Raw genomic sequence first — 16,528 nt, forward strand, 5'->3', positions numbered from 1 at the left:
TTTTTATCATTGTACATGAGACAGCTTTTTTCAACCATTTTGACGTTTGTACATCCATAGTAGGCCTGATTTCATCAAGCGAGCAATTCTACCTGTTACAGTCTTATCTGCTAAGTAGACGAATCCTTGTTTCTTTCCTAAAGAACCCATAAAGCCTTTCAGCTTAATTTCAGGCATTTTCTCCGGAAGGGCTTCTTTTTTCCAACGCAATTTTAATATACGAACAATATGTTCAGCTTGCTCTTCAGCTAATTGAGCACTTGGACCAAACTGTGAGGATGCACAGTCCCCAACCACATAGACATGTTCATCATTTGGTATATTCATATATTGAGTTATAACTACTCGCCCAGTGTGATCAGACTCTAGGCCTAAATCACGGACCACTTTTACTGGTTGAATACCTGCTGTCCAAACAACTGCATCTACCGGAATTTGCTCTTCATGATTATGCAGCATATGTTGTTCTACTTTCGTAATATTCGAGTTTGCAATAACTTCAACATCATTATTATCGAACCACTTTTTGACATAATTACTTAAACGTTCTGGGAAATCTTTTAAAATACGAGAGCCACGATCAAATAATTTAATTTTAAGATCAGAGCGACTTTCTCGTAATTCACTTGCTAATTCAATGCCACTTAAACCTGCACCCACGATTCCTACGACAGAACCAGATGGAAGGCCACAAAGAGCGTTATAAGCTTCACGTGATTTAGCCATTGTTTGGATGCTGTACGAGTATTCATCCGCACCAGGTACACCGTGATACTTATCTTCACAACCTAGACCAATGACTAAATCGTCATACGCTATGCTATTGCCACCTTCTAATAGTACAGCCTTGTTAACTGGATCAATATTTTCAATTTCGCCATAAACGATCGATAACCGCTCATTATCAGGGAAACTTACACGAATATGTTTCTCAGGTGTTGTACCTGCAGCTAAAGCATAAAAATCAGTTTTCAAGCTATGGAATGGTGCACGGTCTACTAGTGTGATTTGTACATCTTCTGGTAAATTATTTGGTAATAAACGCAAAAGAATACGCATATTACCGTAGCCGCCGCCTAATAAGACTAATTTTCTCATAGTAATCTCCTTCTTCTTACAATATTACATGCCGTTTCATTTCAAAACTGTCCACTAAGAGTATAAACGATTGTGAGAAGTTTCACAATATAGACTCGAAAATTGACGAATGAAAAAAAAAATAGTAGCATTTCGAGTAGTGAGGTGAGGCGCACATGAATCCGCTTGTTGAGTTTTGTGTTAGTAATTTAGCAAATGGCTCCCAAGATACATTTGAAGTGCTAGAAATGGATCCGAATATAGATGTTTTAGAATATGGCTGTTTGAGCTATTGTACGAAATGCTCTAATTCTTTATATGCATTAGTAAATGGCGAAATGGTTGTAGCTGAAACGCCGGAAGATTTAACAAAAAAAATCTATCAATTTATAGAAGAGAATCCTTTATTTTAACCAAAAAAGTCGCAAACTATGTGAATAAACTACATAGTTTGCGACTTTTATTTTATAATTGCCAATCGAGTAAGCTATTCATACTATACGTTGGTTGGATATCCTTTTTCAAAACAGATTCCGTAGATGTTACTCCAGTATTCACATGTAACGTATCGATACCGAAGTGGATACCTGCTAATATATCCGTATCATAATTATCACCAATCATAAGCATATCTTCTTTTTCAAACCCATTCAATTGCTGTAAAATTGCTAGCATATGAGGCTGTGGTTTTCCGATATACGTAGGTTTCACACCTGTCACATTATGAATTAACTCCGCAATCGCCCCATTTCCTGGTGCAAACCCTTTTTCGTTTGGAAATTTAATATCACCATTTGTAGCTACAAACTCAGCTCCATTTTGTATAACATAGCAAGCATTTTCTATTTTAGAATAATTAATTTCTAAATCAATACCTTGCACTAATACATCCGGTTGGTCGGAAGTGAACGTTATATTTTCAGCAAGTAGAGCTTCTCTCAAGCCTTCTCCACCTATCATTTGTACTGTTGCATTTGGATGGTGATTGCCGATATATTTTGCAGTTGCTATTGCTGAAGTTAAAATGTGAGCTTCTGGAGCACAAATCCCCATTTTCAGTAGTTTCTGCTGAACTTGTTGTTGCGTCATACGTGCATTATTCGTGATATAGAAAGGTTCTATACCACTTTTTTGCAATGCATGTATAAAAGCAACAGCAGACGGAATCGGCTCAGTCCCTTTGTATACAGTGCCATCTAAATCTAAACAATAGGCTTTGTAAGCTTTCATTAGTGTACCTCTGGAATAAACGCAGATACTGGACCTAGTTCATTCACTAAATAATGCTCTACTTTCGGTGCAAATGCTTTAATAGCACCTAAATTATTATTTAATACAGCTACTAGCTCTTCATCATTTACTTCTAAAATATCACGCACAAGTGCACGTCGTAAGCCAATTAACTCTTTTAATGGCTGATCCATTTCAGGTGTAATGACTTTTTCATCGACTAAAATATCGATTATATCTTCATAACTTCCAGGATCACGCATAATAAAACCATCAATCATGGAGTTACCCACATCAATTATCGCTTCGATTAATGTATTCGCAATACGTTCCACAGCCAGTTTACTGATATCATCTGATAACCAATCTTTTTGTCCTTCAAAAACCACTACTAATGAATTCATATATTCAAGATTTCTTATTATTTTTTTACGGTCAACGAAATACACAGTACTTCCTCCATTCAAATTATAAAAGTTGATAGCCTACTCCTTTCTATAGTACCATATCTTTAGGATTGGAAGGAGTTGCACACTTTATGGAAAGATTTTTTTTATACGACGATGTCGAAGATACAAAGACTCGTTTTGTTAGCTTCACAGGCGAATCGCAACGCTATGATTTAGCTATTTTACAAAGCGGACGCTTTTTCGGAAAAGTGCTCGTTTTAGATATGCAACTCGGTCGCTTCGCTATTCTCGGCTCAGACGACCTAGAAGAGCCAGGATACTTAGAACAAGTATACAATCGTCCCGCAGACGAAGCACAAGAACTACGAGAATACCTCCATGAATTAATTGGGTAATATTGAGTGCTGAAGTGGCCCGTTTAGCTGTGAGGTCGTTGGAAGGCGGAAGCCAAAGTCGCTCTTTGACTTTGAGCGCCCGACTGAAACGATCCGAGCAGCTAGCGCCTGAAGCTGGATAAACCTGAATGCTGAAGCGGCCCGTCAAGACTCGACAAGCACTGGAACTTTCGAATCGAAAACATCTTTTAGTTTTCGACCGAGAAAGTGGAAGTGACCTCGAGAGTCTGGCCGCTGAAGCTGGATAACCTAAATGCTGAAGCGGCCCGTATAAAGGAAGATAGCCTAAGTTCGCGACGTCCTGTCGCAACGGCTATCTGACCCACTTCCTGTGGGCCCCGACAAGCCCTGGAAGGCTCGAATCAAAAGCATCACTTCAGCTTTTGACCGAGAGACTGAAGTGACCTCGAGGGGCTGGCCGCTGAAGCCGGATATCTCTCTTTAGGTAGGCAACCTAAGTTCGCGACATCGTGTCGCAACGGTTGCATGACCAACATCCTGTTGGCCCAAGGCGCCCGTTTAAAGGAAGATAGCCTAAGTTCGCGACGTCCTGTCGCAACGGCTATCTGACCCACTTCCTGTGGGCCTCCGACAAGCACTGGAAGGCTCGAATCAAAAGCATCACTTCAGCTTTTGACCGAGAGACTGAAGTGACCTCGAGGGGCTGGCCGCTGAAGCCGGATATCTCTCTTAATGCTGAACACGCCCACTAAAAGGATGATAGCCTAAGTTCGCGACGTCCTGTCGCAACGGCTATCTGACCAACATCCTGTTGGCCCAAGGCGCTCGTTTAGCTGTGAGGTCGTTGGAAGGCGGAAGCCAAAGTCACTCTTTGACTTTGAGCGCCCGACTGAAACGATCCAAGCAGCTAGCGCCTGAAGCTGGATAAACCTTAATGCTGAAGCGGCCCGTCAAGACTCAACAAGCACTGGAACTTTCGAATCGAAAACATCTTTTAGTTTTCGACCGAGAAAGTGGAAGTGACCTCGAGAGTCTGGCCGCTGAAGCTGGATATCCTTAATGCTAAAGCGGCCCGTATAAAGGAAGATAGCCTAAGTTCGCGACGTCCTGTCGCAACGGCTATCTGACCAACATCCTGTTGGCCCCAAAAAAACATCGATCCAAGCTTCTACAGCTCTGAATCGATGTTTTTTTGTTCTTCTTGTTGTATTTCATTGATAATGATTTCAGGCTCATCTAAAGCCTCAGATACTACCTCTTCCGAAACTTCTTCTTTTACAGGAATAGGTGCCTTTCCTGTTTTCTTCAGTACGAAATAAGAACATCCAAAATTACAATATTCGTATAGATAATCTTGTAATGTGCTAATTTTCGTATCGAAAGAAGCCTTTTGATTTTTGTCATCAAAAAAGCCTTTCAAACGTAATTGGCCGTAACCCCAATCACCAACAATATAATCATATTTCGTTAAAATATCGCTAAAGCGTCCAAGAAATGCTTCTTCTTGGAAGCCTTCACGATAATCTGTTAATATATCATACGCGATTCTTTCTGCAATGACCATGTTACCACCATCCGTTAGTTATTCGTGATAGCGCCTTTTTCTTCGCCTAGCAGTTGTTTTTGTTTCGCTGCGGCATTTACTTGTTCATCGGCATGATAACTACTACGCACAAGTGGACCAGCTTCACAGTGAGAGAAGCCTTTACTCATAGCGATTTTGCGCAGTTTACCGAATTCTAATGGTGAATAGTATTTTTTCACCGGTAAATGTTTTTTCGACGGTTGTAAATATTGACCTATCGTCATTATATCTACATTATTTGCGCGTAAATCGTCCATTACTTCAATTATTTCCTCTTCTGTTTCTCCAAGGCCAACCATTAATGATGACTTTGTTGGAATGTCAGGTTGCATTTCTTTTGCACGACGTAAAAACTCTAATGAGCGATCGTATTTTGCACGAGCGCGAACTCTTGGTGTTAAGCGTTTTACAGTTTCGATATTATGATTTAAAATATCTGGTTTTGAATCCATTAATAAACGTAAATTTTCTTCAATTCCACCCATATCTGAAGGCAATACTTCAATTGATGTGAACGGGTTTTTGCGACGAATTGCACGAACCGTTTCTGCAAAAACCTCTGCTCCTCCATCTTTTAAATCATCACGTGCTACTGCAGTTACAACAACATGCTTTAAGTTCATAATTTCAACTGAATCTGCTACACGTTCTGGTTCTGCTGTATCTAATTCATTTGGAAGGCCTGTTTTAACTGCACAGAAGCGACATGCACGTGTACATACAGCCCCTAATATCATAAACGTAGCTGTACGTCTTTCTCCCCAGCATTCATGAATATTCGGGCATCTGGCTTCCTCACAAACTGTATGTAAATTCTTTTCTCGCATCAGTTTCTTTAGGCCTTTATAGTCGTCGTTCGTATTTAGCTTAATTTTTAGCCAATCTGGTTTTCTTATATGTTCTTCTTTAGTTGGTTTACATGATGTCATTGAAGATTCGTCTCCCATCATAAGGCTGATTAATTTATTGTATTACTTTTGTCAATGTAACATAATAAATAGTTTCAAACAACCTTCGATTACTGATATTGTTAAAATACTTTGCTATACCACACATTATTATAAATAATTAAATTAAATGAAATAAAAAAGGGAAATTACACTCCTTTTATTCCAATTTAATTGGCACTTCTACTGAAGGTGTCGTACCTCCACCATTAGTATAAATTTTAGGTACTGTCCCTTTTAGCATTCCATAGGCAACAGGAATACGTTGTTCCACAGTTGTAGATTTGGTTGCAAATGGAACAATAACTTGAACATTTACAGATAAAAGAATTTGTACTTTTACGAGTGCATTATTAATACCAAATTCTTTAATTTCCGTCTCTACATTTGTATTTATTTTACCTATGACATGAAAACGTATAGGAATTTTAGGTCCTAAATTCCCTAGTAACGGTAAATTTGTTGCCTGCCCTAATGGAACAAAAAACACAATGCCGCCATCTTCTTGCATTGCATTGGCATCATATTCGATATTGTCGTATTTTGGCAAACCGCTTAAATTTCCCGCTTCTGCTTCTTCAAGGTGACTTTGTACAAGTGTATACGTTTCTGTCATGACACGATTAATAATTTCAGCATTAAATTTCGTCATTTTAGTATCTTCGCCTGGTACTTCTTCTATTATATCATTCACATCGAGTACATTTGAAGTTCTTGCGTTAATAGCCTTACTAATAACTTCAGACGCTATTCTATTCGTTTGAACTTCCGCATAATCCAAATATACTGGCATCAGTCTTACATTCACTATATAAAATAAGAGAGCAATCGAACCAAAGAAGCATACGATAATAATTGGCAATAATCGAGAGCGTTTTTGTCGTTTTTGTATTAATAACCTACCTCTTCTTTTTGGTAAACGCAAAAAAATTCCCCCTAATCATATGCTATGACTAAGGGGTGTTATTTATTCACTATGTACGAGGTATTCCACCTCAACCTGATGGATATGAACAGCTGGTTCATTTTCCAAACAACATTCGTAGGTTGCTGGCAATATTTCACCGTTCTCCTCAAAAATACGAATCCAAGGTTTATCTGTAGCACTATGATTTTGTTTTGAGACAATTCCTCGTCGATCATCAGATAGTAAAACAACTGTCCCATTAGGATATATTGCTATACATTTTTGAAATGCCTTCACTACTTTTTCTTCGTATAACGTACCGATTCCTTGCTTAATAATTTCCATTCCATGAGAAGGTAACATTTTCTTACGGTACACTCGATTAGATGTCACTGCATCAAATACGTCAGCAACAGCAATAATTTTAGCATATGGGTGAATTTCAAAATCAACCAAGCCACGTGGATATCCGCTGCCATTAAGTCTTTCGTGATGTTGGAACGCACAATGTGCAGATAATAAAGAAATAGTATGTAAGTTTCTTAATAAATCAAAGCCATACTTTGCATGAAGTTTCATTGTATCGTATTCTTCATTTGTTAAGAGCCCCGGTTTATTTAATATGTCTTGTGGAATTAGCATTTTACCAACGTCATGTAACATGGCACCAATTCCAATCTGGCGTATTTCATCAGATGTATATTTCATCTCTCTTGCAATCGCAATAGAATAGATGGCCACTTGTAATGAGTGTTGATAGATATATTCGTCATATATAAATGCATCACTCAAAACTGTGATCATTTCTTCGCTATTTACAATACTTTCAAGTAACTGTTCTATAATACATCCAAAATGCTTTGACTCTTGATCTAAACAATAAGTTAAATCAGCATTTTTTTGATTTTTTAACATTCTGAAGGAATCTGTAATTTTATCTACAGCTTTTCTTCTTACAAGCATTGGCACAGCTTCAACTATATTAATATCATGAGAAATTTCATCGTTAATATATACATATTGAACATTTAATTGTAAAAGTCGGTCGGCTATTTGATTTGATGCTACAACCCCTTCATGCAGTAAAGGTCTTCCAGCCTCATTCCAAATTGTCCTGCCGATCACCATTCCAGGTTGCAACACTTTAGTTGAAATCAGCCTCATACTATTTCCCCATTCATAAACATAATCTATTCTCTATATTTTGACTCCTACAGAACTTTAATCAGGTCTTTCTGAACTTTCCCCTTTGAAAAATCCAAGTCCATACTGAATTAGAATATCACGTAAAAATTGAGGTAACAAGTATGTTTTTGGTGTATTTTTGAAATCAGGAAAGAAATAACCAAAAGTATACATATCTAAAGTCACAAGTCTGTAATTTTTCTTCAGGTTCGCTATACGTCCTCCTACTACTAACTGCCCCATATCATTGACTTCAAATTGATAGTTTAGCATCTTACCCATTACGACACCTCTGAACCCTAAGCCCTTCACTTCTCTTCTTGGCCAATCTACATTTTGTGCTTCCATATAAACTTCTTTCAAACGCTCGCCTGTAAGTTCGATTACACAAGCATTGATTGGGTGTGGGAGCATACAGTGAATATCGTTAGCTGTCACTCTACCTTTTGGAAGTCCAGTTAAAAAAATCCCTGCATTGAATAAAGCACAATCAGCATCTGAAAATTGCAATAATGCTTTAGCAAAGAGTCGTGAAAGATTTGAATGATGGTACCATTCCTTATTGTAATAGCGATCTGTATAAAATACGGGTACGTCGAGTAGTTCACGTCCTAATTGTTCAAGACCAACTACTTGCTCTTTTTCTTTTTCTACAGATGCAAGGTCAATCGCTCTGTGAAGCATCGTTTTTTTCGTCACAACTTTTTTTGTATCGGTATCAAATGATATTTCAGTATGCCCTACAAATAAGCCAAATTTCCCTCCACCTGTTAACAGCACATCATTTACTATTTTACCTTCATGCAAAATATGATGCGTATGTGCTCCGAAAATAACATCAATTTCAGGACACTGCTCTGCTAACAACGTATCATCTGGCAAACCTAGATGTGACATACAAACGATTATATCCACTTGGTTACGTAGTTCAATTACTTGTCTTTGCAATACTTCTAGTGGTTCTAGTACTTGCCAATCAAGTTGCTCATAAAATAGATAAAAAGGAGCCGTAGCAGCAATAACTCCAATCTTTATACCAGTTGCTGTATTATAAACCTTATATGGTTTGGCCCACTGAGGAATGTCACCATCATTATTTTGCAAATTAGCTACTATAATATCGAAATTTGCGTCATTATATAATGTATTCAATTCATTATTAGATAAAGTAATACCTTCATTATTTCCAATCGTTACAGCATCGTAATTTGCCTCATTTAATAATTCTACATTTCCTTTTCCAAGCGTTGCCTCAGTAAACACATTTGAACGATCCATATAGTCTCCTATATCAAGAACAAAGCAACTATCGCCCACTTCTATATGCCACTTCTTTCGTGTTACAAGAAATTCGTGAGTACGTGGCCAATGCTCAAAATGACTATGGACATCATTTGTATGATAGAAATGGATTGTTTCAATCATAATATCCCCTCCTTACTTTCAAATTAGCGCATCAATGATTGAACGAATTCCGAGAAGTAATAATATAATTCGTAAAACAAGCACTAATGTATCTGATCTAATACGTTTATTTAGCGCTGCTCCAATTTTCGCCCCGATATAAGCCCCTGGAATGACAGGAATTGTATACATCCAAGGTACATTCCCTAAATAAATATGGCTTGCTGAGTTAACGATAGATGATAGAAATACCATGAACATGGATGTAGCAACTGCCACATGAGGTGGAAACAAGAATAATAAAATCATCGCAGGAACAATCATTGACCCCCCACCAATTCCAAATAAACCCGAAGCAAAGCCAATTGCAAATGTCAGTAATAGTGCAAACCATACCGGATAGCCATAAACAAATGTTTGACCATCTTCACCGATAAATGTTCTTTTTGTTCCATGATCTACAAACCATTTAACTGGCTTTAATTTGTCTCGAACAATTAAGATCGTTGCTAAAATAATTAATAAAATACCGAAATATAAATTAAATGATGGCAAATCTAGTCCTTTATTCACCCACGCACCAAAAATTGTTCCAGGTACGCTCCCAGCAAAGAAAATCACGCCACTCTTATAGTCGACTGTCTTCGATTTCATATAAGACAATGTGGATGCTAATCCAGTAAATATCATCATAACTACAGATATACCTACTACCTTTTGTGGTGTTATATCCGGGATTAAGCCAAGTGTGAGCCCAACAAACAATGTAGCTGGTACTAATATTACGCCCCCACCTAGACCTACTAAAGCGCCAATTAGGCCTGAACATAACCCAATTACAGCAATTAAAACATATTCCATTATGATTCTCCTTCAAAAAAATCTAATTGTTTTGGAGATAATCCTTCATATTGTACTCCCAGCATTTTTTGCAACTGTTTTGCATTTTTTGCTGCATCATTTCCAGAGTTATTATTAAATAACACAAACACATCGTTTACTTGCTGTTGTAACGCTACAATATGTTGTTGTAATCCTTTTAATTCTTCATCATTATAATTGTAAAGAAAACGAATTTTACGCCATTCTTCATTATTGCCAGGATTTCGCCAACCATGTACATTACGACCATGAATCCGTACAAGGACACGTTCACTTGTCGCTTTTGGTACAAGTGGTACTGAACCTTCCCCTGCCTGCGGCTCATCACAAACTGTATGTATTAAACCCTCTTGACGTAAAAAATTCAATGTACCATCCATGAATTTTTCGCTATACCAAGTTCGATTCCGAAACTCAATCGCTACAGGGAAATTCTTTAATTGTTGCTTCACATAGCGAATATACGTAACATTTTTTGTTTGGCAGTCAAACCATGGTGGGAACTGTACTAAAATCATTGCAAGCTTTCCCGCTTGTTGAAAAAGTGTCATCGCATTTTTAAAAGCTTCAAACATTTCTTCTCTTGTTTCATACGGATTATCCTGCCTCAAATGACCTGTCATACCTTGATATGCTTTCACTACAAACTGAAAATGATCGGGTACTTCTGCAATCCACTTCCGGACATTCGATTCAGAGGGAATGGAATAGAATGAAGTATCCACTTCAACAACCGGAAAATGCCCACTATAATCAAATAATTTATCCCGTGCTGTAGACAACGGACTATAAAGATCAGGATGATCTCCCCATCCAGTTAAACCAATATATATCATCTCATATCCCCCATTTTCAGGCTTATAGTTTATGATAGCATAACCCTCTTCTGTGTTAGAACAGAATTACCCTAGCACTTTTTCAAACTGAAAGACATTCTGGTTATACGAAAAAAGCTTCGGCATCAATTTGGAATCCAAATTGAGTTGCCGAAGCTTAAAAGTTAGCTCTGATTAACCAATAGAGCCTTCCATTTCGAATTTGATAAGACGGTTCATCTCTACTGCATATTCCATTGGAAGTTCTTTTGTGAATGGCTCGATGAAGCCCATTACGATCATTTCTGTAGCTTCTTGCTCAGAAACACCACGGCTCATTAAGTAGAACAATTGCTCTTCAGATACTTTTGAAACTTTTGCTTCATGCTCTAAAGAGATTTGATCATTCATAACTTCGTTGTATGGAATTGTATCAGACGTCGATTCGTTATCCATGATTAATGTATCACATTCGATATTTGCACGAGCGTTGATTGCTTTTTTACCAAAGCGAACAATACCGCGATATGTTACGTTACCACCATGTTTAGAAATCGATTTTGATACGATTGTAGAAGATGTGTTTGGTGCTAAGTGGATCATTTTCGCACCAGTATCTTGGTTTTGCCCACGCCCTGCAATAGCAATTGATAATGTCATACCACGAGCGCCTTCACCTTTAAGGACACAAGCTGGATATTTCATTGTTAATTTAGAACCGATGTTACCATCAATCCATTCCATTGTAGCGTTAGCATCACATACTGCACGTTTCGTTACTAGGTTATAAACGTTGTTAGCCCAGTTTTGAATTGTTGTATAACGGCAATATGCATCTTTTTTGATGATAATTTCTACAACAGCACTATGAAGAGAGCTTGTTGTATAAACAGGAGCAGTACATCCTTCTACGTAGTGTACACTTGCACCTTCATCAACAATAATTAATGTACGTTCGAATTGACCCATATTTTCAGAGTTAATACGGAAGTACGCTTGTAGAGGTGTTTCTAGTTTCACACCTTTTGGTACGTAAATGAACGAACCACCAGACCATACTGCAGAGTTTAATGCAGAGAATTTGTTGTCTTGTGGTGGAATTGTTTTACCGAAGTACTCTTTGAAAAGTTCTTCGTTTTCACGAAGTGCTGAGTCTGTGTCTTTGAACACAACACCCATATCTTCAAGTTCTTCCTTCATATTATGGTAAACAACTTCAGATTCATATTGTGCAGAAACACCAGCTAGGTATTTTTGTTCTGCTTCAGGGATACCAAGCTTATCAAATGTTTCTTTGATTTCAGCTGGTACTTCATCCCAAGATTTTTGAGTTGCTTCTGAAGGTTTTACATAATACGTAATCTCATCAAAGTTTAACTCAGAAAGATCGCCACCCCATTGAGGCATTGGTTTTTCATAGAAAATCTCAAGTGATTTTAGACGAAAATCTAACATCCATTGAGGCTCGTTTTTCATTTTAGAAATTTCTTTAACGATATCAGCAGTTAGTCCACGTTTTGAACGGAAAATAGATACGTCCTTGTCATGGAATCCATACTTGTAATCGCCAATTTCAGGCATTTTTTTAGCCATCGTTTCTCCTCCGTTCAGAGTTCAATAATTTATTTATTTTCAGATTCGTTTTGCACACCTTTTTCCATTGCTTTCCAAGCCAAAGTTGCACATTTAATACGAGCTGGGAATTTAGAAACACCTGAAAGTGCTTCTACATCACCTAAATCGATCGAATCGTCATAGTCTTTTCCAAGCATCATATCAGAGAAAATATGTGCTAGGTTTTGAGCTTCCTCTACTGTTTTCCCTTTGACTGTTTGCGTCATCATGGAAGCAGAGGACATTGAGATGGAACAACCTTCTCCATCAAATTTAGCATCTTCAACGATGCCATTATTTACTTGTAAAGTTAAACGGATACGGTCGCCACACGTAGGGTTGTTCATATCGATAGTGACATTACTACCTTCAAGAGCCCCTTTGTTTCTTGGCTTTTTATAGTGATCCATAATAACTGAGCGATAAAGTTGATCTAAATTATTCAAAGACATCAGCAAAATACTCCTTCGCAGTGCGCAACCCTGCAACAAGACGGTCAATATCTTCCTCATTGTTATAAACATAGAAGCTAGCTCGTGCAGTTGCAGTACATTGTAACCATTTCATCAGTGGCTGTGCACAATGATGTCCAGCACGTACAGCAATGCCGTTCATATCTAGAACTGTTGCTACATCATGTGGATGAACATCATCTAAATTAAATGTTACAAGACCTGAACGTTTTGCAGGGTCAAGTGGTCCATAAATTGATAAACCATTAATTGTTTGCATTTGGTCTATAGCATAACGCGATATACCATGTTCGTGTTTTTCAATCGTGTCTAGACCGATTTCTTGAAGGAAATCAACAGCTGCACCTAATCCAATAGCTCCAGCAATGATTGGAGTACCACCTTCAAATTTCCAAGGTAGCTCCTTCCATGTAGATTCATGAAGTCCTACAAAATCAATCATTTCGCCACCAAATTCAACCGGCTCCATGTTTTCGAGAAGCGCTTTTTTACCATATAATACACCAATACCAGTTGGTCCGCACATTTTGTGTCCAGAGAATGCTAAGAAATCACAATCTAAATCTTGCACATCTGTTTTAAAATGAGGTACACCTTGCGCTCCATCAACAACCATAACAGCTCCATGCTCATGAGCTATCGCTGCGATTTCTTTGATCGGATTGATCGTCCCTAAAACATTGGAAGCATACGCCATTGAGACGATCTTTGTTTTGTCAGTAATTGTTGCACGCACTTTATCTAATGATAAAGTACCATCTGACTCTAAATCGATATATTTTAATATTGCACCTTTTTCCTTCGCAAGTTGTTGCCAAGGTATTAAGTTAGAATGGTGTTCCATATAAGTAATGATGATTTCATCGCCTTCACCTACATGTGTACGCCCATAACTTTGTGCAACTATATTTAATCCAGTAGTAGTCCCTCTTGTGAAAATAATTTCTTCAGTCGAGTTTGCATTGATAAATTTACGAACTTTTTCACGAGCACCTTCATAAGAATCTGTTGCTCTGTTCCCAAGTGTATGAACACCACGGTGAACATTTGAATTTTCGAATTCGTAATAATTTTTGATTGCTTCAATTACTTGAATTGGCTTTTGAGAAGTTGCAGCACTATCAAGATAAACAAGCGGATGCCCGTTAATTTCTTGATTTAATATCGGGAAATAGCTTCGAATGTCATCTTTGATCATTAGCGAACTTTCCTTTCGATAACCTCCGTCAGTTGCTTTTTAACGCCCTCGATAGGCAATTTGTTTACAACTGGCGCAAGGAATCCGTGAATAACTAAACGTTCAGCTTCTTCTTTCGCAATACCACGACTCATTAAGTAATACAATTGAATTGGGTCAACGCGTCCAACAGAAGCTGCGTGTCCAGCAGTTACATCATCTTCTTCGATTAATAAAATCGGGTTAGCATCTCCACGAGCATTTTCGCTAAACATTAACACGCGTGATTCTTGTACAGCGTCTGCTTTCGTAGCACCATGTTCGATTTTACCAATGCCATTGAAAATAGCTCGAGAAGAATCTTTCATTACGCCGTGTGTAAGGATGTAACCAGTAGATGCTTTACCCCAATGGCGAACTTCAGTTGTGAAGTTTTGACTTTGCTCTCCGCGACCAACAACAACTGATTTACTATCAGCATTTGAACCGTCTCCGATTAAATGTGAAATGTTTTCAGAAATAGTATCGCAGTCATTCATTAGACCAGTAGCCCATTCAATCGTTGCGTCACGATGTAGAATACCACGACGGTTAACATATGTTGTTAAACCTTTTGCAAGTACATCTACAGCACCGAAAATTACTTTTGCATTATCATTTACGATAACTTCAGCAATAATATTCGCTTGTCCAGTTGCTTCTTCTACAGTAGAAAGATAGTTTTCTACATAAGTAACTGAACTGTTTGCTTCAGCGACAACTAATACATGGTTGAATAACGATGCTTCTGCGTTGTCATGTAAGAACACAACTTGTAGAGGTTCTTCAATGACGACGTTTTTAGGAACATAAACGAAGACGCCACCGTTAACTAATGCAGCATGTAATGCAGCTAGTTTGTGAGCATCAGCTTTTACGCCTTCAGTCATATAATATTTCTTGACTAAGTCACTGTGTTCGCGACTTGCAGTGATAATGTCGGTCATAATAACACCTTGTGCTTTTAGCTCTTCAGAAAGTTCTAAATATGCAGGTGTATTATTATGTTGGATATAGATGTTATGTTGGTTTTCAACATCTACGATTGATTTCACTTCTTCTGGAAGTTCATTTAGTGATGCATATGTTGTACTCTCCACAACATGTGTTGGAAATTCTGTGAAATTCCATTTTGTAATATTAGTTTTATCTGGTTTTGGCAATGGTAGCGTTTCTACGTTCGCTAGTGCACTTTCACGAAGCTCAGTTAACCAGCTTGGTTCATTGTTCGCTTCAGAGAAGGAGCGTACGTCTTGAGCGGTTACCGCCAATTTTGTTTCAACCGTCATTCTGCTCGTCCTCCTTCTTATGCTTCTTGTTCAGCAGTTTCTTCGTCTTCAATACCTAACTCTTGTTTAATCCAGTCATAACCTTCAGCTTCAAGTTTTTGAGCTAATTCAGCGCCACCAGATTTCACAACTTTACCTTGCATCATAACATGCACTTGGTCTGGAGTAATGTAGTTAAGTAGACGTTGGTAGTGAGTGATCATTAAGCATCCAAAGCCTTCGCCGCGCATTTCGTTGATACCTTTAGAAACAACTTTTAATGCATCGATATCAAGACCCGAGTCAATTTCATCTAAAATAGCGAATTTTGGTTTAATCATCATCAATTGTAGAATTTCGTTACGCTTTTTCTCACCGCCAGAGAAACCTTCGTTTAAGTAGCGTTGAGCCATATCTTGGTCCATTTCAAGGAAATCCATTTTGCTATCTAATTCACGGATGAATTTCATCAATGAAATTTCGTTACCTTCTTCACGACGAGCGTTAATAGCAGAACGTAAGAAGTCAGCGTTTGTTACACCAGAAATTTCTGATGGGTATTGCATAGCAAGGAAAAGACCAGCTTTAGCGCGTTCGTCTACTTCCATTTCAAGAACATCTTCACCATCTAAAGTGATTGTCCCTGAAGTTACTTCATATTTTGGATGACCCATAATAGCAGAAGCTAAAGTAGATTTACCCGTACCATTTGGTCCCATGATTGCATGGATTTCGTTTGTATTGAGTGATAGATTTACACCCTTTAAAATTTCTTTCCCGTCAATTTCAACGTGAAGATCTTTGATTACTAATGTTGACATTCGATTACCTCCATTTGAGTTCAATGAATGGTTTCCCATTTCTAATTTAATATCATTCTAATCTTAACTTAAAAAGAAGTGGCTTGCAAATCTTTTGAAAATTATTCTCACTTCCACTGTAAACAGTAGGTATTCACTAGCTTTACATCAAGTATACTAGCAATTCTTTGCTATTTATTAAAATTATATTCATTTTCATTCCAGACACTCTAATTGAGAATCGATTTCACTCCCAGTGTAGTGATAACCTTATTTCTCTGTGAATTTATGTATTTTATATAACTTTTTTCGACAAATATTATCGTTTACAGACTACTAAATTACTATATATCGCTATT

The 16,528-nt window shown here is 37.8% G+C and carries 17 protein-coding genes; 2 read left to right on the forward strand and 15 right to left on the reverse strand.

What is annotated here, in order from left to right; genetic code table 11:
* Positions 1-30: 30 nt before the first annotated feature.
* Positions 31-1,098, reverse strand: a complete 1,068-nt coding sequence (locus ACQKMD_RS08695) for an NAD(P)/FAD-dependent oxidoreductase (protein ID WP_427751198.1) — start codon at positions 1,096-1,098, stop codon at positions 31-33.
* Between the two features lie 155 nt (positions 1,099-1,253).
* Between ACQKMD_RS08695 and ACQKMD_RS08700 the strand changes: the two genes are divergently transcribed.
* The gene (locus tag ACQKMD_RS08700; protein ID WP_427751200.1) at positions 1,254-1,490 is read left to right on the forward strand and encodes a YuzB family protein; all 237 of its coding nucleotides are present in this window, start codon (positions 1,254-1,256) and stop codon (positions 1,488-1,490) included.
* Between the two features lie 52 nt (positions 1,491-1,542).
* Here the strand turns inward: ACQKMD_RS08700 and ACQKMD_RS08705 are convergent, their stop codons facing one another.
* Together ACQKMD_RS08705 and ACQKMD_RS08710 are read right to left on the reverse strand one after the other, a co-directional pair.
* Positions 1,543-2,307 carry a TIGR01457 family HAD-type hydrolase gene (locus ACQKMD_RS08705; RefSeq protein ID WP_427751202.1) on the reverse strand — a complete coding sequence of 255 codons (765 nt, stop codon included), beginning with the start codon at positions 2,305-2,307 and terminating at the stop codon, positions 1,543-1,545.
* The gene (locus tag ACQKMD_RS08710) at positions 2,307-2,756 is read right to left on the reverse strand and encodes a DUF86 domain-containing protein (protein ID WP_427751203.1); all 450 of its coding nucleotides are present in this window, start codon (positions 2,754-2,756) and stop codon (positions 2,307-2,309) included. Before ACQKMD_RS08710 ends, ACQKMD_RS08705 begins: the two co-directional genes overlap by 1 nt.
* An 89-nt stretch (positions 2,757-2,845) precedes the next feature.
* Here ACQKMD_RS08710 and ACQKMD_RS08715 point away from each other — a divergent pair, with 89 nt between their 5' ends.
* Positions 2,846-3,112: a DUF3055 domain-containing protein gene (locus ACQKMD_RS08715; RefSeq protein ID WP_427751204.1), complete on the forward strand. Its 267-nt coding sequence runs from the start codon at positions 2,846-2,848 to the stop codon at positions 3,110-3,112.
* Positions 3,113-4,241: 1,129 nt separating this feature from the next.
* On the opposite strand, the gene ACQKMD_RS08720 is transcribed toward ACQKMD_RS08715, so the two are convergent.
* The 12 genes from ACQKMD_RS08720 to sufC all read right to left on the reverse strand — a co-directional run bounded on the left by ACQKMD_RS08720 (position 4,242) and on the right by sufC (position 16,190).
* Positions 4,242-4,637, reverse strand: coding sequence for a YutD family protein (locus ACQKMD_RS08720; protein ID WP_427751205.1), 396 nt, complete (start codon positions 4,635-4,637; stop codon positions 4,242-4,244).
* Between the two features lie 14 nt (positions 4,638-4,651).
* A complete protein-coding gene (lipA, locus tag ACQKMD_RS08725; protein WP_427751207.1) occupies positions 4,652-5,587 on the reverse strand; it encodes a lipoyl synthase in 936 nt (311 codons plus the stop codon).
* Between the two features lie 178 nt (positions 5,588-5,765).
* Entirely contained in the window at positions 5,766-6,530 is a 765-nt protein-coding gene (yunB, locus tag ACQKMD_RS08730; protein WP_427751209.1) for a sporulation protein YunB, read from the reverse strand.
* 42 nt (positions 6,531-6,572) lie between these two features.
* Entirely contained in the window at positions 6,573-7,676 is a 1,104-nt protein-coding gene (locus tag ACQKMD_RS08735; protein ID WP_427751211.1) for an HD-GYP domain-containing protein, read from the reverse strand.
* 57 nt (positions 7,677-7,733) lie between these two features.
* The gene (locus ACQKMD_RS08740) at positions 7,734-9,122 is read right to left on the reverse strand and encodes a bifunctional metallophosphatase/5'-nucleotidase (RefSeq protein WP_427751213.1); all 1,389 of its coding nucleotides are present in this window, start codon (positions 9,120-9,122) and stop codon (positions 7,734-7,736) included.
* Positions 9,123-9,140: 18 nt separating this feature from the next.
* The gene (locus ACQKMD_RS08745) at positions 9,141-9,962 is read right to left on the reverse strand and encodes a sulfite exporter TauE/SafE family protein (protein WP_427751215.1); all 822 of its coding nucleotides are present in this window, start codon (positions 9,960-9,962) and stop codon (positions 9,141-9,143) included.
* The gene (locus tag ACQKMD_RS08750) at positions 9,962-10,819 is read right to left on the reverse strand and encodes a DUF72 domain-containing protein (RefSeq protein WP_427751217.1); all 858 of its coding nucleotides are present in this window, start codon (positions 10,817-10,819) and stop codon (positions 9,962-9,964) included. Before ACQKMD_RS08750 ends, ACQKMD_RS08745 begins: the two co-directional genes overlap by 1 nt.
* Positions 10,820-10,993: 174 nt before the next feature.
* Positions 10,994-12,391 (reverse strand): Fe-S cluster assembly protein SufB, encoded by a 1,398-nt coding sequence (sufB, locus tag ACQKMD_RS08755; RefSeq protein WP_427735245.1) that lies wholly within the window; start codon positions 12,389-12,391, stop codon positions 10,994-10,996.
* A gap of 29 nt (positions 12,392-12,420) precedes the next feature.
* Positions 12,421-12,864 (reverse strand): Fe-S cluster assembly sulfur transfer protein SufU, encoded by a 444-nt coding sequence (sufU, locus tag ACQKMD_RS08760; protein ID WP_427735246.1) that lies wholly within the window; start codon positions 12,862-12,864, stop codon positions 12,421-12,423.
* The gene (locus ACQKMD_RS08765) at positions 12,851-14,083 is read right to left on the reverse strand and encodes a cysteine desulfurase (protein WP_427751219.1); all 1,233 of its coding nucleotides are present in this window, start codon (positions 14,081-14,083) and stop codon (positions 12,851-12,853) included. The genes sufU and ACQKMD_RS08765 overlap by 14 nt, the downstream gene beginning before the upstream one ends.
* Entirely contained in the window at positions 14,083-15,390 is a 1,308-nt protein-coding gene (gene sufD, locus ACQKMD_RS08770) for a Fe-S cluster assembly protein SufD (protein ID WP_427751221.1), read from the reverse strand. The genes ACQKMD_RS08765 and sufD overlap by 1 nt, the downstream gene beginning before the upstream one ends.
* A 17-nt stretch (positions 15,391-15,407) precedes the next feature.
* Positions 15,408-16,190 carry a Fe-S cluster assembly ATPase SufC gene (sufC, locus tag ACQKMD_RS08775; RefSeq protein ID WP_427751223.1) on the reverse strand — a complete coding sequence of 261 codons (783 nt, stop codon included), beginning with the start codon at positions 16,188-16,190 and terminating at the stop codon, positions 15,408-15,410.
* Between the last annotated feature and the right edge of the window lie 338 nt (positions 16,191-16,528).

It is taken from the genome of Viridibacillus sp. NPDC096237, from assembly GCF_050278625.1.
Lineage (GTDB): Bacteria > Bacillota > Bacilli > Bacillales_A > Planococcaceae > Viridibacillus.